The sequence below is a fragment of the Ornithinimicrobium sp. CNJ-824 genome (assembly GCF_001942405.1).
Lineage (GTDB): Bacteria > Actinomycetota > Actinomycetes > Actinomycetales > Dermatophilaceae > Ornithinicoccus > Ornithinicoccus kibberensis.
In genome coordinates, this window is sequence record NZ_MKKA01000059.1 from 104,448 (window position 1) to 127,731 (window position 23,284).

Annotated in this window: 21 protein-coding genes and 3 pseudogenes; 18 read left to right on the top strand and 6 right to left on the bottom strand. The window is 74.0% G+C overall.

What is annotated here, in order from left to right:
* Positions 1-203: 203 nt before the first annotated feature.
* From ctaE to BJF81_RS14325, 6 genes and pseudogenes are all read left to right on the top strand, one after another.
* Positions 204-857 carry an aa3-type cytochrome oxidase subunit III gene (ctaE, locus tag BJF81_RS14300; RefSeq protein WP_075958905.1) on the top strand — a complete coding sequence of 218 codons (654 nt, stop codon included), beginning with the start codon at positions 204-206 and terminating at the stop codon, positions 855-857.
* A 70-nt stretch (positions 858-927) separates the two neighbouring features.
* Positions 928-1,731, top strand: a complete 804-nt coding sequence (gene qcrC, locus BJF81_RS14305) for a cytochrome bc1 complex diheme cytochrome c subunit (protein WP_075958906.1) — start codon at positions 928-930, stop codon at positions 1,729-1,731.
* A gap of 1 nt (position 1,732) precedes the next feature.
* Entirely contained in the window at positions 1,733-2,809 is a 1,077-nt protein-coding gene (gene qcrA, locus BJF81_RS14310) for a cytochrome bc1 complex Rieske iron-sulfur subunit (protein WP_075958907.1), read from the top strand.
* A pseudogene (qcrB, locus tag BJF81_RS14315) lies at positions 2,806-4,619 on the top strand (cytochrome bc1 complex cytochrome b subunit). Before qcrA ends, qcrB begins: the two are co-directional and overlap by 4 nt.
* 103 nt (positions 4,620-4,722) lie before the next feature.
* The gene (locus tag BJF81_RS14320) at positions 4,723-5,058 is read left to right on the top strand and encodes a metallopeptidase family protein (protein WP_075958908.1); all 336 of its coding nucleotides are present in this window, start codon (positions 4,723-4,725) and stop codon (positions 5,056-5,058) included.
* 36 nt (positions 5,059-5,094) lie between these two features.
* The gene (locus tag BJF81_RS14325) at positions 5,095-5,376 is read left to right on the top strand and encodes an Lrp/AsnC family transcriptional regulator (protein ID WP_075958909.1); all 282 of its coding nucleotides are present in this window, start codon (positions 5,095-5,097) and stop codon (positions 5,374-5,376) included.
* 50 nt (positions 5,377-5,426) lie between these two features.
* Here BJF81_RS14325 and BJF81_RS14330 read toward each other — a convergent pair whose 3' ends face one another.
* Positions 5,427-7,181: a DEDD exonuclease domain-containing protein gene (locus tag BJF81_RS14330; RefSeq protein WP_075958910.1), complete on the bottom strand. Its 1,755-nt coding sequence runs from the start codon at positions 7,179-7,181 to the stop codon at positions 5,427-5,429.
* Between the two features lie 191 nt (positions 7,182-7,372).
* Here BJF81_RS14330 and BJF81_RS17720 point away from each other — a divergent pair, with 191 nt between their 5' ends.
* On the top strand, positions 7,373-7,585 hold the full coding sequence (locus BJF81_RS17720) for a hypothetical protein (RefSeq protein ID WP_075958911.1): 213 nt from the start codon (positions 7,373-7,375) through the stop codon (positions 7,583-7,585).
* 57 nt (positions 7,586-7,642) lie between these two features.
* On the opposite strand, the gene BJF81_RS14340 is transcribed toward BJF81_RS17720, so the two are convergent.
* Positions 7,643-9,451 (bottom strand): AMP-dependent synthetase/ligase, encoded by a 1,809-nt coding sequence (locus BJF81_RS14340; RefSeq protein ID WP_075958912.1) that lies wholly within the window; start codon positions 9,449-9,451, stop codon positions 7,643-7,645.
* 137 nt (positions 9,452-9,588) lie between these two features.
* Here BJF81_RS14340 and BJF81_RS14345 point away from each other — a divergent pair, with 137 nt between their 5' ends.
* The 3 genes from BJF81_RS14345 to BJF81_RS14355 all read left to right on the top strand — a co-directional run bounded on the left by BJF81_RS14345 (position 9,589) and on the right by BJF81_RS14355 (position 12,349).
* The gene (locus BJF81_RS14345) at positions 9,589-10,551 is read left to right on the top strand and encodes an ROK family glucokinase (RefSeq protein ID WP_075958913.1); all 963 of its coding nucleotides are present in this window, start codon (positions 9,589-9,591) and stop codon (positions 10,549-10,551) included.
* Entirely contained in the window at positions 10,548-11,564 is a 1,017-nt protein-coding gene (locus BJF81_RS14350) for an ROK family glucokinase (RefSeq protein WP_075958914.1), read from the top strand. Before BJF81_RS14345 ends, BJF81_RS14350 begins: the two co-directional genes overlap by 4 nt.
* A gap of 83 nt (positions 11,565-11,647) precedes the next feature.
* Complete coding sequence (locus BJF81_RS14355) at positions 11,648-12,349, top strand: endonuclease/exonuclease/phosphatase family protein (RefSeq protein ID WP_075958950.1); 702 nt, start codon at positions 11,648-11,650, stop codon at positions 12,347-12,349.
* Positions 12,350-12,356: 7 nt separating this feature from the next.
* On the opposite strand, the gene BJF81_RS14360 is transcribed toward BJF81_RS14355, so the two are convergent.
* Positions 12,357-12,872, bottom strand: coding sequence for a hypothetical protein (locus tag BJF81_RS14360; RefSeq protein WP_075958915.1), 516 nt, complete (start codon positions 12,870-12,872; stop codon positions 12,357-12,359).
* 97 nt (positions 12,873-12,969) lie between these two features.
* Between BJF81_RS14360 and BJF81_RS14365 the strand changes: the two genes are divergently transcribed.
* The 5 genes and pseudogenes from BJF81_RS14365 (at position 12,970) to BJF81_RS20460 (ending at position 16,900) form a co-directional block, all read left to right on the top strand.
* Positions 12,970-13,818, top strand: coding sequence for a lysophospholipid acyltransferase family protein (locus tag BJF81_RS14365; RefSeq protein WP_075958916.1), 849 nt, complete (start codon positions 12,970-12,972; stop codon positions 13,816-13,818).
* A 35-nt stretch (positions 13,819-13,853) separates the two neighbouring features.
* Positions 13,854-15,226, top strand: a pseudogene (locus tag BJF81_RS14370) (class II 3-deoxy-7-phosphoheptulonate synthase).
* Between the two features lie 78 nt (positions 15,227-15,304).
* Positions 15,305-16,287 (top strand): annotated as a pseudogene (locus BJF81_RS14375) (threonine aldolase family protein).
* Between the two features lie 14 nt (positions 16,288-16,301).
* Entirely contained in the window at positions 16,302-16,721 is a 420-nt protein-coding gene (locus tag BJF81_RS20455) for a molybdopterin-dependent oxidoreductase (RefSeq protein WP_158068702.1), read from the top strand.
* Positions 16,718-16,900, top strand: coding sequence for a molybdopterin-dependent oxidoreductase (locus tag BJF81_RS20460; protein ID WP_269087348.1), 183 nt, complete (start codon positions 16,718-16,720; stop codon positions 16,898-16,900). Before BJF81_RS20455 ends, BJF81_RS20460 begins: the two co-directional genes overlap by 4 nt.
* Before the next feature lie 3 nt (positions 16,901-16,903).
* On the opposite strand, the gene pknB is transcribed toward BJF81_RS20460, so the two are convergent.
* Positions 16,904-18,949: a Stk1 family PASTA domain-containing Ser/Thr kinase gene (gene pknB / locus BJF81_RS14385; protein ID WP_075958917.1), complete on the bottom strand. Its 2,046-nt coding sequence runs from the start codon at positions 18,947-18,949 to the stop codon at positions 16,904-16,906.
* A 52-nt stretch (positions 18,950-19,001) separates the two neighbouring features.
* Positions 19,002-20,294 carry a LysM peptidoglycan-binding domain-containing protein gene (locus tag BJF81_RS14390; protein ID WP_075958918.1) on the bottom strand — a complete coding sequence of 431 codons (1,293 nt, stop codon included), beginning with the start codon at positions 20,292-20,294 and terminating at the stop codon, positions 19,002-19,004.
* 167 nt (positions 20,295-20,461) lie between these two features.
* Between BJF81_RS14390 and BJF81_RS14395 the strand changes: the two genes are divergently transcribed.
* On the top strand, positions 20,462-20,824 hold the full coding sequence (locus BJF81_RS14395; protein WP_075958919.1) for an Rv2175c family DNA-binding protein: 363 nt from the start codon (positions 20,462-20,464) through the stop codon (positions 20,822-20,824).
* Between the two features lie 30 nt (positions 20,825-20,854).
* On the opposite strand, the gene BJF81_RS14400 is transcribed toward BJF81_RS14395, so the two are convergent.
* The gene (locus BJF81_RS14400) at positions 20,855-21,946 is read right to left on the bottom strand and encodes a polyprenyl synthetase family protein (RefSeq protein WP_237770255.1); all 1,092 of its coding nucleotides are present in this window, start codon (positions 21,944-21,946) and stop codon (positions 20,855-20,857) included.
* 328 nt (positions 21,947-22,274) lie between these two features.
* Between BJF81_RS14400 and BJF81_RS14405 the strand changes: the two genes are divergently transcribed.
* Positions 22,275-22,637, top strand: a complete 363-nt coding sequence (locus tag BJF81_RS14405) for a DUF6504 family protein (protein ID WP_083664263.1) — start codon at positions 22,275-22,277, stop codon at positions 22,635-22,637.
* Between the two features lie 91 nt (positions 22,638-22,728).
* Positions 22,729-23,211, top strand: a complete 483-nt coding sequence (locus BJF81_RS14410) for an SAV_6107 family HEPN domain-containing protein (RefSeq protein ID WP_158068703.1) — start codon at positions 22,729-22,731, stop codon at positions 23,209-23,211.
* The last annotated feature ends 73 nt before the right edge of the window (positions 23,212-23,284 follow it).

The window sequence follows — 23,284 nt, forward strand, 5'->3', positions numbered from 1 at the left end:
GCGGGTGGGCGGCCCGGGCCGTCGGCCCCGGTCGTCCAACCTTGGGGCCCGCCGGGAGGTCGGCCGACCCCTGCCGCGACCGCCTCCGACCACGGGATCCGTGCCCCGGCGGCACATCCGGGGGCGGCACGCGGGCCGGGGGTGCACATTCATCTACGACGTTGGGCCATAATGTCCGGGTGGCGACGACACCTGCAGCAACGATGACCGACGCGGACCGGTTCCACGCGACCATGCACGGGCCTGCGACCAGGCCCAACATGACGGCGGTCGGGACGATGGTCTGGCTCTCCAGCGAGATCATGTTCTTCGCCGCTCTGTTCGCGATGTACTTCACCATCCGGTCCGTCGCGCCGGACATGTGGGCCGAGCGCACCGAGTACCTCGACGTCACGTTCGCCACGATCAACACGATGATCCTCGTGATCTCCTCGCTCTGGTGCCAGTTCGGGGTGTGGAAGGCCGAGCGCGGCATCCCGCACCGCACCGGCAGCATCTTCAAGATCGGCAACCCGCTGGGGGCCGAGGGCTGGGGCATGCGCGAGTGGTACGTGCTGACCTACCTCTTCGGGGCCACCTTCATCGCCGGCCAGGTCTGGGAGTACGCCACGCTCACCAGCGAGGGGGTCACGCCGACGGCCGACCCCTACGGGTCGGTCTTCTACATCACCACCGGCTTCCACGGGCTGCACGTCACCGGTGGTCTCATCGCCTTCCTGCTCATCATCGGCCGCAGCTTCACCGCCAAGCGGTACACCCACGCCCAGGCCACCGGCGCGGTCGTGACCTCCTACTATTGGCACTTCGTCGACGTCGTGTGGATCGCGCTGTTCGCCGTGATCTACCTGCTCCAGTGACACCATGAACCCGTCCGCGGCCGACAGCGGCCCACCCGCCCACCCCGATCACCCTCGGAAGGATCGACGAGTGAGTTCTCTCGCCGCACGTCGCCGCAGCCCCCTCGCGCTGCTGGTGCTGCTGCTGCTGGGCCTGACCTTCACCGGCACCGCCTACGCAGCCTTCGCGCCCAAGGCCGCCCCCGGCACCTCCGCCGCCACCGCCACCCAGGAGGACGTCGAGGCCGGCGAGCAGTTGTTCCTGGCCAACTGCGCCACCTGCCACGGCACCAACGCCCAGGGCGTGGACCCGATCGGGCCCTCCCTGATCGGTGTCGGGGCGGCCTCGGTCGACTTCCAGGTCTCCACCGGACGTATGCCGCTCCCCGCGCCGGGCGTGCAGGCCGAGCGCAACGCTGCCCAGGTCCAGTTCAGCGAGGAGCAGATCTCCCAGCTGGCCGCCTACGTCGACTCCCTGGGCCCCGGCCCGGACGTGCCCGACGAGGAGTACCTCGACCTGGAGGGGGCCGACATCGCCGCCGGGGGCGCGGCCTACCGCACCAACTGCGCCATGTGCCACAACTCCTCGGGCACCGGGGGAGCGCTGACCCGCGGCAAGTACGCCCCCACCCTCATGGGCGTGGAGCCGCAGCACATCTACGAGGCGATGCTCACCGGCCCGCAGTCGATGCCGGTGTTCAACGACCAGAACCTCACCCCGCAGGAGAAGGAGAACGTGATCGCCTTCCTCAAGTACATCGAGGACGGCGGCAACTCCCACGGCGGCGCCGGCCTGGGCAGCGTCGGCCCGGCCGGGGACGCGCTGTTCGTGTGGACCATCGGCATCGGTGTGATGATCGCGGCAGCGATCTGGATCGGACGGAAGGCGGCCTGAGGTGGCGACCTACTACAACGACCTGCCGGCCCTGAGCGGCACCGCGCCCCAGGACCGCTTCACCAACCCGGGCCTGCCGCCGCACGTGCCGCGACGCGCGGACGTCGACGAGAAGGCCGCTCGGCGGGCCGCGACCCAGGTCGTGGTGCTGTTCACGATCTCGGCGATCTCCTCGATCCTGTTCCTCGTCGCCTACTTCGCGATCGACCCCGAGCTCAAGGGGACGATCATCGGCATCGGCGAGGTCAACCTCTTCCACGTCGTCCTCGGCCTGACGATGGGCCTGTCCCTGCTCGGCATCGGCCTCGGGGCCATCCACTGGTCCAAGACGCTCATGCCCGACGTCGAGCAGGTCGAGGAGCGGCACCCCCAGACCTCCCCGGACGACGACCGTCAGGCCGTGGCGCAGACCCTCTCGCACGGGTGGCGCAGCTCCCAGCTGAACCGCCGCACCGCGATCCTCGGCTCCGCCGGCGGGGCGCTGGGCCTGTTCGCCCTTCCCCTGGTGGTGCCCGTCGTCGCAGGTCTCGGGCCGCGTCCGCGTGGCGAGCTCTACGACACCGTCTGGGAGGCGGGCATGCGGTTGATGATCGACCCGTCCGGAACTCCCATCCGGGCCGCGGACGTGACCCGCGGGTCGGTCTTCCACGTCATGCCAGAGGGCTACGTCGGCGAGGCGGCGCACGACCTGCCCGCCGACGAGCTGCTCATCGTCAAGGCGGAGGCCCAGGTCATCGTGGTCGGCCTCGACCCCTCGGTGGTGCAGAGCCAGAAGCAGCTCGACTGGGGCGTGGACGGGGTCTTCGCCTACTCCAAGGTGTGCACGCACGTCGGCTGCCCGGTGGCGCTCTACGAGCAGCAGACCCACCACCTGCTGTGCCCGTGCCATCAGTCGACCTTCGACATGACCAACGACTGCGAGGTCATCTTCGGTCCGGCGCGGCGGCCGCTGCCGCAGCTGCCGATCACCATCGACGACGAGGGCTACCTCGTCGCCGCGGACAGCTTCCGCGAGCCGGTCGGCGTCAGCTTCTTCGAGCGTGAGCGTCCCGGCCTCCTGAAGGGAGACGACGCATGAGCGCCACCCACGTCCCGCAGGGGGCCGACCACCTGCGCACGGAGAGCGCCTCGACGACGACGGCGATCGACCCGACCAACCAGGCCTCGGCGGACGCCCGCTTCCCCCGGGCGCTCGGCCCGATCGACGACCGGACCGGCCTGGCCAAGGCCATGCGCTTCGGCCTCAAGAAGGTCTTCCCCGACCACTGGAGCTTCCTGCTGGGCGAGGTGGCCATGTACTCCATGGTCATCGCCCTGATCACCGGGACCTTCCTCACCTTCTGGTTCGTGCCCAGCCTCGGCCACGTGACCTACGACGGTGCCTACGTCCCGCTCAAGGCGTCGGCATGTCCGAGGCCTACGCCTCGACGCTGGACATCAGCTTCGAGGTCAAGGGCGGCCTGCTCATGCGGCAGCTGCACCACTGGTCGGCCCTGTTCTTCATCGTCGGCATCGCGCTGCATGCGGCCCGCGTCTTCTTCACCGGCGCCTTCCGCAAGCCGCGCGAGATCAACTGGGTCATCGGCGTGGTCCTGTCGCTGCTGGCGGCCATCGAGGGCTTCGCCGGCTACTCGCTGCCGGACGACCTGCTCTCGGGCACCGGCATCCGGGCGATGAACGGCTTCATGATGTCCGCCCCGGTCATCGGCACCTGGATGACCTTCTTCGTCTTCGGCGGGGAGTTCCCCGGCGAGGCCATCATCCCGCGGCTGTACATCGTGCACGTGCTGCTCATCCCGGCGATCCTCGTCGGCCTGTTCGTGGCCCACCTGGCGCTCGTGGTCATCCACAAGCACACCCAGTACCCCGGGCCCGGCCGGACCAACAACAACGTCGTCGGCTTCCCGGTCATGCCGGTGTACGCCGCCAAGGCCGGCGGGTTCTTCTTCGTCGTCTTCGGCATCACCGCCCTGGTCTCGGCCCTCGTCCAGATCAACCCGGTCTGGGTGTACGGGCCCTACGACCCGACCCAGGTCACGGCCGGCTCGCAGCCGGACTTCTACATGTGGTTCTCCGACGGTGCGCTGCGGCTGCTGCCTGGCTGGTTGGAGTTCGAGCTGTTCGGCACCACCTGGAGCATGAACATCTTCCTGGGCTCGCTGCTCCTGCTCCCGCTGGTGTGGCTGATCCTGGGCGTCTACCCCTTCGTCGAGGCCTGGATCACCGGCGACAAGAGGGAGCACCACCTGCTCGACCGCCCGCGCAACGCCCCCACCCGCACCGCGGTCGGCCTGGCCGCCATCTCGATGTACCTGGTGCTGGCGCTGGCCACGATCAACGACATCCTGGCGATCAAGCTGCAGCTGTCGATCAACGACATCACCATGTTCTTCCGGCTGATGTTCTTCGTGCTGCCGGTCATCGTGTTCTTCCTGACCAAGCGGATCTGCCTGTCGCTGCAGCGGCACGACCGGGAGAAGGTCCTGCACGGCCACGAGACCGGACGCATCGTGCGCACCCCCGAGGGCCGGTTCTTCGAGGTCCACGAGCCGATGGACGAGTACGAGCGCTGGGCCCTGGTGCAGCACGACACCTACCGTCCGCTCGGTCTCGAGGCCGGCGGTGTCGACGAGCACGGGGTGCGCCGTCCCGGCGGCGGCTCCGGCCTGCGCAACGCGCTGTCGCGGTTCTACTACAAGGACACGATCGCCCCGGTCACCCCGGCCGAGCTGGCGGCGGCCCACCACCACGGCGAGCACGAGGCGCTGGACACCCCCGAGGCCGCGGCCGGCATCGAGCAGCACTCGGAGTCCGTCTCCGACACTCCCGGCGCCCCGGTCAGCGGGCACGTCGAGGACGACAGCATCGGAGCCGGTCGTCGTCGCTGACGAGCACGCACCCGACGAGCGCCCCGTCCCCCTCCCGGAGGACGGGGCGCCGTCGTCGGGCGCGGCGGAGGGCGACCTGGGCGGTGACCCGGCCGCGCTGACGATGACCGAGTTCGAGGAGGCCGTCGGCGACGCCCTCGACCTGGTCCCGGTCGAGCTGATGGACCAGCTCGACAACGTCGTCTTCCTCGTCGAGGAGGAACCCCCGCCGGAGGACCCCGAGCTGCTGGGCGTCTACGACGGGGTGCCGCTGACCGAGCGCGACCTGTCCTGGGGCGGCACCCTGCCCGACCGGATCACGATCTTCCGCGGGCCGCTTGTGCGGATGTGCGAGGACCGCGAGCACCTCCTCGACGAGATCGCGGTGACCGTCGTCCACGAGATCGCCCACCACTTCGGCATCGACGACGAGGCGCTGCACGAGCTGGGCTGGGGCTGAGGCACCGGCCGACCACCCGGGCGCTACAGTGGCCTGGTGATTTCGGCGATCGTCCTCATCAAGGCAGAAGTGGCCCGCATCCCTGAGGCGGCGCGGGAGATCGCCGCGATCGAGGGCATCAGCGAGGTCTACTCCGTCACCGGTGACGTCGACCTCATCGCCGTCGCCCGGGTCTCCCGCCACGAGGACTTCCACGACGTCATCGCCGACCGGCTCAACAAGGTCGCCGGCGTCCTGGAGACCAGCACCCACATCGCCTTCCGCACCTACTCCGACGAGGACCTCGACGCCGGCTTCGACCTGGGCCTCGACGGCTGACGTCCCTGGCCACGACGGCCTGATCGCCGGAGTGGGTCCGACCGGCCCGCTCAGCCCGGCACGCCGGCCACCGCACCGACCGGGCGGTCCCACGGCCGCCCCGGGGCCGGGTCGAGGTGGTCCGGGTCGCCCCAGGAGCTGGCCTGCGGCTCCAGCTCGGCCCGGGAGGCGCCGGCCCCGTCGACGGGGCACGTCCACGTCCCCTGCAGATCGATCAGGCGGGTCCCCGGCTTCTCCAGCCAGCCGAGCACCAGCTCGCTCTCCTCCGGCAGCGCCCCCGGTCCGCCCACCACCTCGGCGGTCTGTCGCAGCGCCTCGACGTAGGGCATCGGGTCGGCCCCGGCGGGGGTGGTCGTGGTGCCCGCCAGACGGCCGTGCCGTACGCACACCACCTCCCAGCCCCCGCCGTCGCGGGGGCGGGCTGCGACCAGCTCGGCCGTCTGGGTCAGCGGTCGCAGTCGTTGGGCCCGCGCCGCGGCCCTGACCAGCGCCATCATCCGGTCGCGGAGGGTCCCGGCCTCCTCGAAGCGTTCCTGCTCCGCCAGGGCGTCCAGCCGCGCCCGCAGCGAGCCCATCACGTCCCGGCAGCTGCCGGTGAGCGCCTCGCCGGCCCGGCGGACGACCTCGGCGTAGTCCTCGACCGACTGGGCGCCCACGCACGGCCCGCCGCAGCGGCCCATCTCGAAGAGCACGCACGCCGACGTCTGGGCGGCGCGGGCGGCGAGCCGTGCGGTGCACTGCCGCAGCGGCACCACCTCGTGCACGGCCGTCACGGCCGCCTCGGCCGTCCGTCGGCTGGTGAAGGGCCCGGCGTAGTGGGCGTCGTCGGCCCGCACCGTCCGGACGATGGACAGGCGGGGGAAGGGCTCGGCGGTCAGCTTGACCCACATCGCCTTCTCCGGGTGCCGGGACCGCCGGTTGTAGCGGGGCTTGTGCTCGGCGATGAGGCGCAGCTCGCGCACCTGCGCCTCGAGCCGGGTGGCGCACACGATCGGGGTGATCGACTCGGCCAGCCCGACCATCTCGGCCATCCGGCGGCGCGTCTCGGACGCGGTGAAGTAGGTCAGGGTGCGCCGGCGCAGGTCCGAGGCCGTCCCCACGTAGAGCGGCTCGCCGCGGGCGTCCCGGAAGACGTACACCCCGGGTGCCGACGGCATCGCCTCGGCGAGGAAGCGCTTGCGCCGCTGCGCGGTGCTGACCCGGGAGCTGTAGGACTGCAGCTCCTCCAGGGTGTGCACGCCCAGGTTGCCCACGCGCTCGATGAGCCCGTGGAGCACGTCGACGGTGGCGCGGGCGTCGTGGAGGGCACGGTGGTCGGGCGTCGTGGCGGCGCCGAACAGCCTGGCCAGGCTGGCCAGCTTGTGGTTGGGCGCCTCGTCCTTGTGGACCAGCTGCCGGGCCAGGCGGACGGTGTCGATCACCGCGAAGCCCGGCCAGGGGTGCCCGGTCTCGGCGGCCGCCGCCTTGAGGAAGGAGACGTCGAAGCCGGCGTTGTGGGCCACGAGGACCGAGCCGGCGGCGAACTGGAGGAACTGCGGCAGCACGGTGCGGATCGAGGGCGCGTCGGCCACCATGGTGTTGGTGATGCCGGTCAGGACGCTGATGAACGGCGGGATGGGGGACGCGGGCCGCACCAGCGTCTGGAACTCGCCCAGCACCTCACCGCCACGCACCTTCACCGCGCCGACCTCGGTGATCTGGGAGCCCGCGGGGGAGGACCCGGTGGTCTCCAGGTCGACGACGACGAAGGTGACGTCGGCCAGGGGAACCCCCAGGTCCTCGAACGTCGCCTGCACCATCTGCATGTCCCCGAACGTAGACGCCGGCTCCGACAGACCCCCTCCACCGACACGCTGGAGCGGGGTATGTCGGACCCCGCCCCTAGCGTCGAGGACGAGGAGGTGGACCACATGACCACGACCACCATCGACTGCCAGACCTGCCCGGTGCGGGGCCGTCACTGCGGTGACTGCTTCGTCCCCGTCCTGGGCGCCGTGTGGCTGCAGACGCGACCGTCACCACGCCGGAGGCCCAGGAGGTCAAGGAGGTCCCGATGGCCCCGGACGACCCCGGCCCCCGTGGCGTCCGGCTGGACAGCGACGAGCTGGCCGCCGTCGGCGCGTTCGTCCGGGCAGGCCTCGTCACGCCGCAGGAGGCGTCCGCGGCCCGGGCCGAGCTCGTCGACGACCGCCGCTGGGCCGCCGGCTGAGCCGTCCTGGCCGCACCAGTCCCGGCCGCGACCGCCCGGGCCGTGACCGCCCTGACCTCAGCCGCGCCGGGGTGCCGACCGGGTGTAGAGCGCGTCGATCTCGTCCTGCAGCTTGTCGGTGATGCGCCCGCGCTTGAGCTTCATCGACGGGGTGAGCAGGCCGTTCTCGGCGGTGAAGTCCTCCCCGAGGATGGTGAAGGTGCGGATCGACTCGGCCCGGCTGACGGTGTCGTTGGCCGCGTCCACGGCCTTCTGCACCTCCGCGCGCACCGCCTCGTGGGTGCGGGCCTCCTCGACCGTGAGGCCCTCCAGGCCGTGCGCGGCAGCCCAGGTGGGCAGCATCTCCTCGTCGAGGGTGATGAGGGCGGCCACGAACGGGCGTCCCTCGCCCACGACCATGCACTGCGACACGAGCGGGAAGGCCCGCAGCCGGTCCTCGAGCGGGCCGGGCGAGACGTTCTTGCCGCCGGCGGTGACGAGCAGCTCCTTGGTCCTCCCCGTGATCCGCAGGAAGCCGTCCTGGTCCAGCTCCCCGAGGTCGCCGGTGCGGAACCAGCCGTCCCGCAGGACCTCGGCCGTCGCCTCCGGGTCGTCGTGGTAGCCACGCATGACGTTGACACCCTTGACCTGGACCTCGCCGTCGTCGGCGATCCGCACCGACACCCCTGGGAAGGGACGCCCGACGGTGCCGATCCGGATCATGTCGGGGGTGTTGACCGTGGCGGGGGCGGTGGTCTCGGTCAGGCCGTAGCCCTCGAGGACCAGGACGCCGATCCCGCGGTAGAAGTGCCCCAGCCGCTCCCCGAGCGCGGCCCCGCCGGAGATGGCGTAGTCCACCTTGCCGCCCATCGCCGCGCGCAGCTTGCCGTAGACCAACGTGTCGGCCAGGGCGTGCTGGGCCCTCAGCGCCACCGGCACGCGGCCGCCGTCCTGGGCCCGGCTGTAGTCCTGCGCCACGCGGGCGGCCCACCGGAAGATCCGCCCCCGGCCCCCGGCCTCGGCCTTCTGCTCGGCCGAGTTGTAGATCTTCTCGAACACCCGCGGCACCGACAGCAGGAAGCTGGGGCGGAAGCCGGCCAGGTCCGTCAGCACCTTCCTCGGGTCGGGGGTGTGGCCCAGGCGGGCCCCGGCGTGCACGCAGACCACCTGGATGAACCGGGCGAAGACGTGCGCCAGCGGCAGGAACAGCAGGGTCGAGGCCTCCGGTGCCTTGATGACGACCGCCAGGCGCTCCGCGGCGTTCTCGGCCAGCCCCATGAAGTTGTCGTGCGTCAGCTCGCAGCCCTTGGGCCGTCCGGTGGTCCCCGACGTGTAGATGATCGTGGCCAGGTCCGCCCGCACGAGCGCGGCCCGCCGCCGCTCGACCTCCGCCACCGGCACGTCCTGCCCGGCGGCGACCAGCTCGTCGAGCGACCCGCCGTCGATGCACCAGACGTCGCGCAGCGTGGGCAGGGACTCCCGGACCGAGGAGACCACGCCGAGCAGGTGCTGGTCCTCGACGATCATCGCCACCGCGCCGGAGTCCTGGACGATCCACTCGACCTGGTCCCGCGAGCTGGTCTCGTAGACCGGCACCGGCACGGCGCCCACGCTCCACAGCGCGAAGTCGACGAGGGTCCACTCGTAGCGGGTGCGGCTCATCACGGCGACGCGGTCGCCGGTCTCGATGCCGGCGGCCACCAGGCCCCGGGCCAGCCCGTCGACGTCGGAGCGGAACTGCGCGGCGGTCACCTCGTCCCAGCCGTCCGGCCCGGGCCGGCTCATCATCACCCGCGAGGGCTCGCGCTCGGCCCACTCCACGGCATACGTGGAGATGCTGCCCTCGGTCGTGGGCGGGATGAGCGGGGGGACGGTGACGTCCTGCACGGGCGGGCTCCTCGTCGCAACGGGGTCGGGGGAGGTGCGCGGCCCACCCTACTCGCGCCCCGGAGGCGTCCGCGGCAGCACACGGCATAGGCTGTGACGAGGACCGCACAAGGACCGGACGAGGAGAGGGACGGGCGTTGGGCATCTGCGTCGGAGTGGACATCGGCGGGACCAAGATCGCGGCGAGCGCCGTCGACGGACAGGGCCGGGTGCTGCACCAGGCGCGGCGGGAGACCCCCGCCCAGGACCCCGACCTCATCGCCCGCGCGGTCGCCGACGTCACCGAGGAGCTGCACCGGGCGGTCGCCGCGGACGGCGGGAGCGTGGCCGCGCTGGGCGCCGCCTGCGCCGGCTTCATCGACCAGGCGGGGGAGACGGTCGTCTTCGCCCCCAACCTGGCCTGGCGCGACGAGCCCCTCAAGGCCCGCCTCGAGGACCTCGTCGGCCTGCCCGTGGTCATCGAGAACGACGCCAACGCGGCCGCCTGGGGGGAGTTCCGGTTCGGCGCGGCCCGGGACGTGGACGACATGCTCCTGCTCACCCTGGGGACCGGGGTCGGGGGCGGCATCATCGTCGACTCGGTGCTCATGCGCGGGGCCCACGGCATGGCGGCCGAGGTGGGTCACCTGCGGGTGGTCCCCGACGGGCACCGGTGCGGGTGCGGCAACAAGGGCTGCTTCGAGATGTATGCCTCCGGCAGCGCCCTCGTGCGCGAGGCCCGGGCCCTCGTCGCCGGGGGCTCGCCGCACGCCGGCACCCTCTCGGACCGGTGCGGCGGCGACCCCGCCCGGCTCACCGGGCAGCTGGTCACCGAGGTCGCCCAGGAGGGCGACCCGGCCGCCACCGAGCTGCTCGAGGACGTCGGCCGGTGGACCGGTGAGGGCGCGGCCAGCCTGGCCGCCGTGCTCGACCCGGCGCTCATCGTCGTCGGCGGCGGGGTCAGCGCCGCGGGCGACCTGGTCCTGGAGCCGGCCCGCAACGCCTTCGGCCGGCACCTCACCGGCCGGGGGCACCGGGAGATCATCCCGATCGTGCGCGCCGAGCTGGGCAACGCCGCCGGCATGATCGGCGCGGCCGACCTGGCCGCCGCCCGGACGTGACCGGCGGGGCCGCCGGGCCACGGCCCGACGGGGACGCGCTGGCGGTCGGGGTCGACGTCGGCGGCACCCGGATCAAGGCCGGCCTGGTCGACCCGGCCGGCCGGGTCGTGACCCAGGTGCGGCACGACACCCCCGACCGCACGACCGCGGCCCGCGTGGTCGAGGACGCGGTCGTGGCGGCCGTCGAGGAGCTGCTGCGGTCCCCGGCCGCCGCCGGCCGGGAGGTCGTCGCGGTCGGTGTCGGTGCGGCCGGGTTCGTCGCGGCGGACGCCGGGCGGGTCGTCTTCGCCCCGCACCTGTCCTGGCGCGACGAGCCGCTGCAGGACCGGCTGCGCGCCCGGCTGGACCGCCCCGTGGTCGTGGACAACGACGCCAACGCGGCGGCGTGGGCCGAGCACCGGTTCGGCGCCGGCCGCGGGGAGAGCCACCTGCTCGTGGTGACCCTGGGCACCGGCATCGGCGGTGCGCTCGTGCGGGAGGGCCGGCTGGACCGGGGACGGCACGGGCTGGCGGGGGAGTTCGGCCACATGGTCCTGGTCCCCGACGGTCGACCCTGCGAGTGCGGCAACCGGGGCTGCTGGGAGCAGTACGCCTCCGGCGCGGTGCTGCGCCGCGAGGCGCTGGACCTCCTCGCCGCCGGGGCCCCCGACCTGGACGCCGTGACGGAGCGGTGCGGCGGCGACCTCGACCGGCTGCAGGGCGAGGACGTGACCGCGGCCGCCCTGGCGGGGGACCGGGTGGCGACGCCGAGCTGCTCGCCGGACGTGGGCCGGTGGCTGGGGACCGGCCTGGCCAACCTCGTCGCGGCGCTCGACCCCGGCACGGTCGTCGTCGGCGGCGGGGCCAGCGAGGCCGGGGACCTGCTGCTGCGCCCCGCCCGGGAGACCCTGGCCCGCCGCCTCGTCGGCCGCGGCCACCGGCCGGTGCCGCCCGTGCTGGCCGCCGAGCTGGGCGTGGGCGCCGGCCTGGTCGGGGCCGCCGACCTGGCCCGCGCCTCGACGATCCCTGCCTGAGCGCCCTTTCCGGGCCCCTGCCCGGGCACCCGGGGCAGGGGCGGGCGCCCGGGCGCGCGACGGCATACCGGAGAATGGGCACCATGCCCGAGAACACCGAGCGCGCCGGCCTGCGCGTGGCCAGCTACAACCTGCGCGGCCTCAAGGACGACGCCAGGGCGGCCGCCGCCGTCGTCCGCGCCGTCGACCCCGATGTGCTGCTGCTGCAGGAGGTGCCGCGCTACCCCGGGTCGGACTACGCGATCAGCGCGTTCGCCCGCCGGACCGGGCTGCTGTGGTCGGGGCGCACCCGGCTGGTCAGCGGCACCGGCATGATGACCAGCCTGCGGGTGCGCGCGACCGACTCCCAGGACCGCCGCCTGCGCGTGGGTCTGGGGGAGAATCCCCGCAGCTGGACGGTCGCCAGGGTCCAGGCGGTCGGGCTGGAGCCGGTCACCGTCGTCTCGGTCCACCTCTCCCTCAACGAGGACCAGCGGGTCGACCACGTCCGCACGGTCCTGTCCGAGCTGGCGGCGGCGCCCGACCTGGCCGGCGGGCCGCTCGTGGTCGGCGGCGACGTCAACGAGGAGGCGGACGGGCGCGCCTGGGGGGTGCTGTCCGGGGCGCTGACCGAGGTCAGCGACGACCGGCCCACGTTCCCGGCGCAGAAGCCGCACCGGCGCATCGACGCGATCTTCGCCCGCGGCCACCGCACGGCCGTCCCCGGGGACCCCCGGCTCGTGGCGGACGCACCGCTGGAGCAGGCCACCGACCACCTGCCGGTCTGGGTCGACCTGACGTTCTGAGGCGCCGCTAGACCTGGGCGCCCCAGTCGCCGCCGGGACCCCGGTCCCGGGGCTGACGCAGCACGAGCAGCACGAACCCGGCCACCGTCAGCGCCGCGCCCGGACCGGCCCACCCGGTGTCCAGCACCGGGACCACCGCGGAGAGCACCACGAGGAGCGGGCCGCCGACCAGGCCCACGAGGATCGCCCAGAAGTGCAGGTCGCCGACCGGCAGCGGCGGGACGGGCGGCGGCACGAAGTGGTCGTCCTCCTCCGGCGGGGAGTAGGACCGGAAGTCGGTCGCCATGCCCTCGGGCGGCCCCCCGGCCTCCGGCACGCCCCGACGTGGGGGCCGGGGGCGGGGCGGGACCTGCGACGGGGGCGGGTTGACCCGGTCCGGCGGTCCGAAGCGGCCCGTCGGCGGCGGCTCGGGCCGGGCCGGTCCCTCGGGCAGGTCCGTGCCCAGGCCGGCGACGATCTCGCGGAAGCGCCGGTCGACGTCGTCGGGCCCCTCGGGCTCGGGCGGGTGGCCGGGCTCGGTCACGGGCGCCTCCTGACGGTCGGGAGCACGTGGTCATCCTCGCACGCTGCCCGCTCACCGGTAGAGTGCGTGCGCTGACCGTCGGCAGGAGAAGAGCACCGTGATCTACTGGATCCTCAAGCACATCGTCGTCGGCCCTGCGGTGCGGGTCGTCTTCCGCCCCTGGGTCGAGGGCCGGGAGAACATCCCCGCCACCGGCGGTGCGATCCTGGCCAGCAACCACCTGTCCTTCTCCGACTCCATCTTCCTGCCGCTCATGGTCGAGCGCCGGGTCACCTTCCCGGCCAAGCAGGAGTACTTCACCGGCCGGGGGGTCAAGGGCTGGCTGACCCGGCAGTTCTTCACCGCCACCGGCCAGATCCCGATCGACCGCTCCGGCGGCCGGGCCTCCCTCGTGGCCCTGGAGAAGGGGCTGGAGGTGCTGCGCCGGGGGGAGCTGTTCGGCATCTACCCCGAGGGCACCCGGTCCCCCGACGGTCGGCTCTACCGCGGCAAGACCGGGATGGCCCGGCTCGCGGTGGCCGCCGACGTCCCGATCGTGCCCTGCGCGATGATCGACACCGACAAGGCCCAGCCGACCGGCCAGCGGATCCCCAACGTCGTCCAGGTGGGCATCCGGATCGGCCGGCCGCTGCACTACCCCCAGTACGCCGGGCAGACCGAGAACCACGAGGCCCTGCGCGAGATCACCGACGACGTCATGCGCGAGCTGCAGCGGCTCTCCGGGCAGGACTACGTCGACGAGTACGCCTCCGCCGTCAAGAAGCGCCTCGCCGACCGCGCCCGCGGCGGCCTGGAGCAGGCCCGGGAGAACCTCGGGCACGCCCGGGAGAACATCGAGCAGGCCCGGGACCGGGCCCGCGCCGGGCTCACCGAGGCCGCCGACCGGGCCCGCGAGGGCCTCTCCGCCCGCCGGCCCCGGCACGACGACGGGCAGCCGCCCGCCTGACGCGACGTCATACCCACCTCCCCGCGTCTCCTACCATGGTGCGGGTGAGCACCGACACCACCGGCCTGACCGCGGCCCCCGGGGCTGCCATCGACTGGCCCGACCTCCCGGCCAAGCAGCAGCCCAGCTACGACCCGGCCGAGCTCGCGCACGTCCTCTCGGTGCTGGGGACCTATCCGCCGCTGGTGTTCGCCGGCGAGGCGGACCTGCTGCGGGAGCGGATGGCCGCCGTCGCCGCGGGCCGGGCCTTCACGCTGCAGGGCGGCGACTGCGCCGAGACCCTGGCCGACGTCACCGGCCCCAACATCCGGGACCGCATCAAGACGATCCTGCAGATGGCGGTCGTGCTGACCTACGGCGCCGGGACGCCCGTCGTCAAGGTCGGCCGGATGGCCGGGCAGTTCGCCAAGCCGCGCAGCCGGGACGACGAGACCCGCGGCGGGGTCACCCTGCCGGCCTACCGGGGCGACATGGTCAACGGCTTCGAGTTCACCCCCGAGGCGCGGCGTCACGACGCGACCGGCTGCTGCGGGCCTACCACGCCAGCTCGGCGACGCTGAACCTCGTGCGCGGCTTCACCAGCGGCGGGTTCGCCGACCTGCGCAGCGTGCACGCCTGGAACAAGGGCTTCATCCAGGGCCCGGCGCAGAAGCGCTACGAGCAGATGGCCCACCAGATCGACCGGGCCGTCCGCTTCCTGGAGGCCTCCGGCGTCGCCGACGCCGAGGAGATGCGCCGGGTGGAGTTCTTCTCCGCCCACGAGGCGCTGGTGCTGGACTACGAGCGGCCGATGGTGCGCCGCGACCACCGCACCGGGCTGCTCTACGACACCGCCAGCCACTTCGTCTGGGTGGGCGAGCGCACCCGTGACCTCGACGGTGCGCACATCGACTTCGTCTCCCGGGTGCAGAACCCGGTCGGGGTCAAGCTCGGGCCGACGGCCGACCGCGACACCGTGCTGGCCCTCATGGACAAGATCGACCCCGAGCGCACCCCCGGCCGGCTGACCTTCATCACCCGGATGGGGGCCGACCAGATCCGCGACGTGCTGCCCGCCCTGCTCACCTCCCTCGGCGAGGAGGCGCACCGGGTCAGCTGGGTCTGCGACCCGATGCACGGCAACACCTTCACCTCCCCCAGCGGGCACAAGACCCGGCGGTTCGAGGACGTCGTGGAGGAGGCGCGCGGCTTCTTCGCCGCGCACGCCGAGGCCGGCACCCACCCCGGCGGCATCCACGTCGAGCTCACCGGCAACGACGTCACCGAGTGCGTCGGCGGGGTGCACCCCGTCGACCTGGACGACCTGGGCCTGCGCTACGAGACGCTGTGCGACCCGCGGCTGAACCACCAGCAGAGCCTGGAGCTGGCCTTCGTCGTCGCCGAGATGCTCGAGCGGGGCGTCCACTAGATGGCCGCCCCCACCCCCGTCGTCGCCGACCTGCGCTCGGACACCCTCACCCGGCCCACCCCCGCCATGCGCGCGGCGATGGTGGACGCGGAGGTGGGCGACGACGTCTACGGCGAGGACCCGACGGTCGCCCAGCTGGAGGCCCGGGTCGCCGAGCTGCTCGGCCACGAGGCCGCGCTCTTCATGCCCACCGGCTCGATGGCCAACCAGGTCGGCCTGCGGCTGCACGCCGGCCCCGGCCAGGAGGTCGTCACCGACTCCCTGGCGCACGTGCTGCGCGCCGAGCTGGGGGCCGCCGCGGCGTTCTCGGGTATCACCACCCGCAGCTGGGTGGCCGACCGCGGGCTGCTCGACGTCGACACCGCGCTGTCGGTCATGGTCCCCGACGGGGGCGCCTACCAGGTCAGCACCGCCTGCGTCGTCGTGGAGAACACGCACAACTTCGGCGGCGGCACCGTCCAGCCGCTGGCCGACATGCGGCGGCTGCGGGAGCCACCGCCGAGGTCGGCGTCGGCGTCCACCTCGACGGCGCCCGGCTGTGGAACGCGCACGTGGCCACCGGCACGCCGCTGTCGGACTACGGCGCGTGCGCCGACACCGTCTCGGTGTGCCTCAGCAAGGGGCTGGGTGCACCGGTCGGGTCGGTCCTGGCCGCGGACGCCGAGCGGATCCACCAGGCCCGGGTATGGCGCAAGCGGCTGGGCGGCGGCATGCGCCAGGTCGGCATCCTGGCCGCCGCCGGGCTGCACGCCCTGGAGCACCACATCGAGCGGCTCGCCGAGGACCACGCCCGCACCCGCCGGGCCGCCGAGGCCCTGGCGCAGGCGGCCCCCGGCACGGTCGAGCCGGGCACGGTCGAGACCAACATCCTCGTCCTGGACGTCGGCGCCGCCGGCTGGACCGGTCCCGGCCTCGTCGCCGCGGCCGGGGAGGCCGGCGTGCTCGGCTACCTGACCGGGCCGCGGCACGCCCGCTACGTCTGGCACCTGGACGTCGACGACCCGACGACCGACGCCGCGGTGGACGTCCTGGCCGGGCTGCTGCGCCGCGGGCCGGTCTGAGGGGAGGGACGGCGGTGACGGGGGACGGCACGGCCGCGGGGCAGGGGCCGGACCTGCCGCCCGGCCAGCGGCCGGCCGGTCGCTGGCTGGCCTCCCACTACGGCAAGGTCCCCCAGGTCGACGGGGAACGCTGGCGGCTGACCGTGCGCGGTGCCACCGCCGACGGGGGTCTGACCGTCCTGGACCGGGGCATGCTGGCACAGATGAAGTTCGTCGAGGTGGCCGCCGCGCTGCACTGCGTCGACCGGCACAGCGTGACCGGCCTGCGATGGGGCGGCGTCCGGCTGGCCGACGTCGTGGCGGCCGCACCGCCGGAGGAGGGCGCCCACCACGTGCTGCTGGCGGCCTCCCGCGGTTACTCCTCGGCCGTCCTCCTGGAGGACCTGCTGGCCCCCGACGCCTGCTCGCCACGCACGTCGACGGGCAGCCGCTGACCCGTGAGCACGGCTGGCCCGCGCGGGTCGTGCTCCCGCACCTCTACGGGTTCAAGGCGCCGAAGTGGATCGCCGAGATCAGCTACCACCACACGGCGCAGCAGGGCTACTGGGAGGCCCGGGGCTGGCACCCCCGCGGCCGGGTGGCCCTCGAGGAGCGCTGGGCCCACCAGGGCTGAGGCTCACACGACGGCGAGCACGACCTCGGTCCCCGGGGCCACCTCGGTGCCCGGCTCGACGGACTGCTCGCGGACGGTGCCGAAGAACCCGCCGCGCACGTCCTCGCGCACGACCGTCAGCCCCAGCCCGGTCAGCTCCTCCTCCGCCGTGGAGAACTGCCGGCCCACGACGTCGGGCACCTCGACCAGCTCGGGGCCCTGGGAGAGGACCAGCCGCACGGTCGTGCCCCGCTCGACCTGCGCCGGGCCGGGCGACTGGCTGACGACCGCGCCCTCGGGCACCTCGTCGTCGAAGACGCGGTCGGGGGAGACCTCGACGAGGAGCCCGGCGCCGGTGAGCGCGTCCCGGGCCTCCTGCTCGGTCCGCCCGGTCACGTCGGGGACGTCGACCGGCGCGGGGCCGTCGGAGACGACGACGGCCACGGCGGTCCCGGGCGGCTGCTGCGTGCCCACGTCGGGGTCGGAGGCCAGGACCGTCCCCGCCGGGACCGTCTCGTCGAACCGGCCGGTGCGCCCGCCGAGCTGCAGACTGGCCTCCTCCAGCGCCTGCGTCGCCTCGTCCACGGTCAGCCCGACCAGGCGCGGCACGGCATACCTCTCCGGGCCCTGGGAGACCACGAGCCGCACGTCGGTGCCGTGCCGCAGCTCGCTGCCGGGGGCGGCGTCGGCCGAGACGACGGTCCCGGCGGGCACCTCCTCGGAGAAGTCGCGCTCCACCACCGGGTCCAGCTGGCGCGCGTCCAGCGCGGCGCGGGCCTCGTCCTCGGTCAGCCCGACGACGGTCGGCATCGCCGAGTGCACGGCCGGCCCCTCGGTGAGGTACCAGAAGCCGTACGCCCCGCCGGCACCCAGCACGAGGAGCAGCAGCGCGAGCACCCAGGCGGCGGCCCCTCCCCGCCGCCGCCTCCGGTCGGTCCCGGCCGTCGGAGGGTATGCCGTCGCGCCCCGGTCGGTGCCGCGGGCGCCGCGACGGGCGGGCCTGGGGGCACGGTTGCCGCGGGTCCGGGCGTAGTGGCCCTCGGGCGCCCCGGTGATCTGCCGGGTCGCGTCCGCCGGCTGCAGACCCATGACCTGGGTCGCGTCCGCCGGGTCCGTCGGCGTGCGGCCGGTCCCGGGAGGGCCCGACGCGGCGCGGACGGCGACCGGGACGGTGGCGTCGGGCGGGGAGGGCGGCAGCGCCGGGACGGCGTCGAGCTCCTCGTCCGACAGGCTCCGGCGCAGCGAGCGCAGCTCGGTGAGCAGCCAGCCGGCGTCGGGCGGCCGGTCGGCCGGCTCGGTCGCCGAGGCACGCAGGAGGAGGTCTTCCACGGAGGCCGGGGCCGAGGGCACGAGGTCGCGCAGGCGGGGGGCGCCGACGTGCACGTGCTCGTAGGCCACCCGCAGGGGGTCCTGGCCGGGGAAGGCCTTGCGGCCGGTGAGCAGCTCGAGGAGGAGCAGACCCACGGCATACACGTCGGTGCGGGCGTCGGCGCGCCCGTGCTCGACCTGCTCCGGGGCGAGGTAGGCGGCCGTGCCCCAGAGCACCTCGGTGGTCCTTGCGTCGGCCACGTCCAGCCGGGCGAGGCCGAAGTCGGCCACCTTGACCGTGCCGCCGCGGCCGAGGAGGACGTTCTCAGGCTTGACGTCCCGGTGGACGAGGCCCTCCTCGTGGGCGGCGGCCAGCGCCTGGACGACGGGCTCGACCAGGCGGAGCGCGGCCCGCAGGGACAGCGGCGCGTGCTCGTCGATGACGTCGCGCAGGGTCCGGCCCTCCACCAGCTCCATCGCCAGGAAGACGACGCCGTCGTCCCGGCCCTGGTCGTAGACCGGGACCACGTGCGGGTGGGAGAGCCGGGCGGCGGTGCGGGCCTCCACGACGAACCGGCCGACGAACTGCTCGTCGGCCGCCAGGTCGGGGCGCATGACCTTGAGCGCGACCGGGCGGTCCAGGCGCAGGTCGCGGGCCCGGTAGACGGTGGCCATCCCGCCCGTGGCGAGCACGTCCTCCACCCGGTAGCGGGCGTCGACGACCCGTCCGAGGACGTGGTCGTGGTCGGTGGACGTGCTCACGTCGCCACTGTACGGAGCACGAAGCCCCGACCGTGGGAGGTCGGGCCGGGGCTCAGATGCGCTTCATGAGGGCGGTGATGTTGCGCACGTACTGCTCGGTGTCGGGGAACAGGCCGTGCTCGCGGACGCTGGCCAGGCCCTGGTAGTAGCCGCCGATGGCGTCCTCGCGGGTGTCGGCCGCGCGCAGCAGCGTGCGCATGATGACCACCCCGGCCTCGACGTTGTCCTCCGGGTCGAGCAGGTTCAGCTCGCGCCCGATGAGGGAGCTGGCCCACTCGCCCGAGCTGGGGATGACCTGCATGGCGCCGATGGCGTTGGCGGGCGAGACGGCCCGCTGGTTCCAGCCCGACTCCTGGTAGGACAGCGCCAGCATGAGCGTGGGGTCGACGCCGTGCCGGCGGCTGGTCTCGGTGATCAACGCCTTGATCTGGGCCGCGGAGGGCACCTCGACTCCGGCGAGGTAGTCCCGGTTGGCCGCGGCGGACCGGGCCACCCCGTCGCTGTAGCGGTAGTGCAGGAAGGTGTCCTCGACCTTCTCGCCCTTGCGGTAGTCGCCGACCGAGCTCTCGTCGTAGGCACGGGTGGGAGCGGCCTTCTTCGGGGCGGAGGGGGCGGGAGCGGGGGCGGCCTGGCCGGAACCCCCGGTGCCGGGCAGGCGCAGCGTCTGTCCGGGGTGGATGAAGGCCGAGCTGGAGATGCCGTTGGCCCCGGCCAGGGCGGAGGCCGTGGTGCCGTTGCGGTGGGCGATGCCCCACAGGGTGTCGCCGGCGCGCACGGTCACCGTGCCGCCGGCCGAGGAGGACGACGCCTTCGGGGCCGACGTCGTGGGGGACGACGTCTTCGGCGACGGCTTGGGACGGTCGGCGGTGCTCGAGGTCGAGGTCCGTGCCGTCGAGGAACCCGGCAGGGTGAGGACCTGGCCGGGGTAGATGAGCCGGGAGTTGGTGATGCTGTTGGCCGACACGAGCGTCTCGACGGTGGTCCCGTGACGCAGGGCGATCTGCGACAGGGTGTCCCCGGAGCGGACCGTCACCGTGCCGGAGGCGGCCCGGGGGGTGCTCCGCGCCGGAGCTGGTGCCGGCACCGCGGCCCCCTCGCGCGGGATGACCAGGGTGGCCCCGGGCAGGATCCACCGGCCGCCCTGGCTCAGCCCGTTGGCCCGCACGACCGCTTCCGGGCTGACGCCGTGCCGGGCGGCGATGCCGTAGACCGTGTCGCCCGAGCGCACGGTGTAGGTGGTCCTGGTCGTTGTCGCCGTGGTCAGCTCGGAGGTGTGCAGGGCGGTGGGGGCGTAGGCCATGGCCGGCAGGTCGGCAGGTGGCATGGCGGCGAAGAGCGGGCTCACGGGGGAGACCTCCGGGACAGGGGAGTGCGGGTGGGACGACCGGTGCCACAGGGTGTGCAGAGACCCAGGGGAAGGACCGTGAACACTGAGGCACGAGGGACAGTACTCGCTTCCGGGACGCCGCACCACCCTGACGGCGTGTCGATCCATGTGATTGACTAGAAGATGTGGTAAATGGCACCGATGTAATTCCGACCGACGACTGGCTCAGCGTCCCCGAGATCATGGAGCGGACGGGCGCTCCCCTGCTCACCGTGCGGCGCTGGCTGCAGGACCGTGAGCTGATCGGGCTGCGCAGGGGGCCGAACAACGCCGTCATGGTCCCCGCCGGCTTCCTCGACGACGACGGTCCCCTGGGCCCGCTGCGGGGCACGATCACCGTGCTCGCCGACGGCGGGATGAGCGACGAGGAGATCATCGGGTGGCTGCACCGGCCCGACGACAGCCTGCCCGGCGGCAGCCCGGTCGCCTCGCTGCACGCCGGGGCCAAGACCGAGGTCCGGCGTCGGGCCCAGGAGGAAGCCTTCTAGCCAGGAGGGGGCGACCGGCCCGGCCCGGGCTCAGAGGTGCCGGTCGGTGCAGATGACGACCAGCTCGGCCAGGGCCGCCGCGGCGACGTCGTCCAGGTCGGGCGCCGACCCCAGGGCCTCCAGGGAGGCCCGCGCGGCGGCGTCGATCATCTCCTCGGTGCGGGCGAGGGCGCCGCTGTCGCGCAGCACCCGCCGGCAGGCCTCGACCGTGGCCTCGTCGAGGTCGGGGTCGCCCAGGCTGGCGGCGAGCAGCTCGGCCCCCGGTTCGTCGGCCAGCTCCAGCGCGTGCGCCACGAGCACGGTGTGCTTGCCCTCCCGCAGGTCGTCCCCCGCGGGCTTGCCGGTGTGCCCGGGGTCGCCGAAGACGCCCAGGACGTCGTCCCGCAGCTGGAAGGCCTCGCCCAGCTGGGCGCCGTACTCGGCGAGCGCGGCCAGGAGCCCGGGGCCGGCGTCCCCCGCGCGGGCGCCGACGAGCAGGGGCTGCTGCACCGAGTAGCGGGCGCTCTTGTAGCGGATGACCGTGCGGGAGCGTTCGACCCGTTCGGCGTAGCCCAGGTCGGCCCACCCCACCACGGCCTCGAGCATGTCGAGGAACTGGCCGCCCATGAGCTGGGTCCGCATCCGGTCGAACTCGGGGCGGGCCCGGGTCAGGGCGTCGACGGGCAGGCCACTCGTGGAGAAGAGCTCGTCGGTCCAGTTCAGGCACAGGTCGCCGGCGAGGATCGCGGCGGCGTGGCCGAACCGCTCGGGGTCGCCGTTCCAGGCCTGCCCGCGGTGCTGGGTGGCGAAGGCGCGGTGGGCGGTGGGTCGTCCCCGGCGTCGGTCGCTGTTGTCCATGACGTCGTCGTGCAGGAGCGCGGCCGCCTGGAAGACCTCCATCGAGCTCGCGGCCCGGACCGCGGCCTCGTCGTCAGGACGCCCCGCGGCGCGCCAGCCCCAGTAGAGGAAGGCCGCCCGCAGCCGCTTCCCGCCGGCGAGCAGGTCGGCGACCGCGTCCACCAGCGGGCCCATGGGTGCGCCGAGCTCGGCCAGCACCTCCCGTTGGTGCGCGAGGTGGTCGTCCAGGGCCCGCTGCACACGGGGCCGCAGGTCGACGCCGTCCAACGGGTGGGCGTGCGCCACGGGTGATCTCCTCAGCTCGGGGACCGGGGGTCCGTCCGTCCCGACGAGCCTAACGGGTGGCGCGGGGGTGCCCGGCCCCGGACGGCCCCCGTCGGCCCGGGCCATCCCCGCCCCTGGCCCGGGCCGGTGGCCATCCTGCCCGGACCGGGGATCCGGCCCGGGTCCTTCGTCCACAGGGGACCGGACGGGTCGGTCGGTCGGACCGGTGGTGCGCCTCCCACCTGGGGATCGTCCGGGGCGGGCACCGGAGGGGTTGAGCTTGTCGGTGCTGGCTCGTACATTTGTCCGTATCGAACACGAGTTCGAACACATGGGCGGAGGTAGGTCGATGAGCAGGTGGTACCAGGACCAGGTCGAGGTCAGGCTGGGCGACCCGGAGGAGCACCGGGTCCGGCTCGAGCCGGGGTGGCGCCGGGGGACGCTGACCGGCCCGGACGGGGGCCCGACGCACGTCCCGACGACGTTCCTGTGGCAGGGCCGGGTCCACGTGGTGCGCGGCGTCCTGGCCCAGTGGACGCAGCGGGTGCCGTGGTGGCGCCGGCAGGAGGAGGGGGTCTCGGGCGGACCGTCCGCGGAGGTCCTCGAGCAGCAGGTGTGGCGGGTGGAGGCCTCGGCCGGCCGGACCCTCGGGCAGGGGGTCTACGACCTGGTGCAGGACGAGCGGTGGCGGCTGGAACGGGTCAGCGACTGACGGCGCCCACGACGACGAGCACCACGACGACGAGCACGACGACGACACGACGAGCACCACCCCACGGCGACGACGAGACGAGGAGAACACCATGAGCACCACCACCATCGGCACCACCAGGGAGACCGTCCGAGGACCTTCCCCGGAGCCGGACGGGCCGACCGGCACCGCCGGCACCGTGCTGGACCTGCTGGACCGGGCCCGTGGCGGGCTGCTGCTGGCCTGCCACAGCGGCACGGCGTCCGAGCGCTACACCCAGGCCCACCTGGCCGCGCTGCGGGCGGGGGCGGCCCTGCTGGCGGCCCGCAGCGCGCCGAGCCGGCGGGCCAGGCCGCGCAGCGTGTGGGAGGTGCTGCCCACGGTGGCGCCGGAGCTGACCGAGTGGGCCGTCTTCTTCGCCGGGTCCGGCCGCCGGCGGCTGGCGCTGGAGCGCGGTGCCGACGTGGTGACCGCGCGCGACGCCGACGACCTGGTCCGTTCCGGCGAGCGGTTCCTGGAGCTGGTCCGGGCCAGCCTGCACCTGCCGTGCGGCCTGCCGCTGCCGGCCGAGCTGAGCCCCGTCCGGCCGAGCTGAGCCCCGTCCGGCCCGGCCGAGCCTCGTCTGGCCGGCCGGGCCCGCAGACCCTTCCCGGCCCCCGTGCCGGTGC

What these genes read in the sequence shown, in the direction of transcription:
- ctaE (WP_075958905.1), top strand. Translation starts at nt 204, where the DNA reads ATGACCGACGCGGACCGGTTCCACGCGACCATGCACGGGCCTGCGACC.
- BJF81_RS14320 (WP_075958908.1), top strand. Translation starts at nt 4,723, where the DNA reads ATGACCGAGTTCGAGGAGGCCGTCGGCGACGCCCTCGACCTGGTCCCG.
- BJF81_RS14330 (WP_075958910.1), bottom strand. Translation starts at nt 7,181, where the DNA reads ATGCAGATGGTGCAGGCGACGTTCGAGGACCTGGGGGTTCCCCTGGCC.
- BJF81_RS14355 (WP_075958950.1), top strand. Translation starts at nt 11,648, where the DNA reads ATGCCCGAGAACACCGAGCGCGCCGGCCTGCGCGTGGCCAGCTACAAC.
- BJF81_RS14405 (WP_083664263.1), top strand. Translation starts at nt 22,275, where the DNA reads ATGAGCAGGTGGTACCAGGACCAGGTCGAGGTCAGGCTGGGCGACCCG.
- BJF81_RS14410 (WP_158068703.1), top strand. Translation starts at nt 22,729, where the DNA reads ATGAGCACCACCACCATCGGCACCACCAGGGAGACCGTCCGAGGACCT.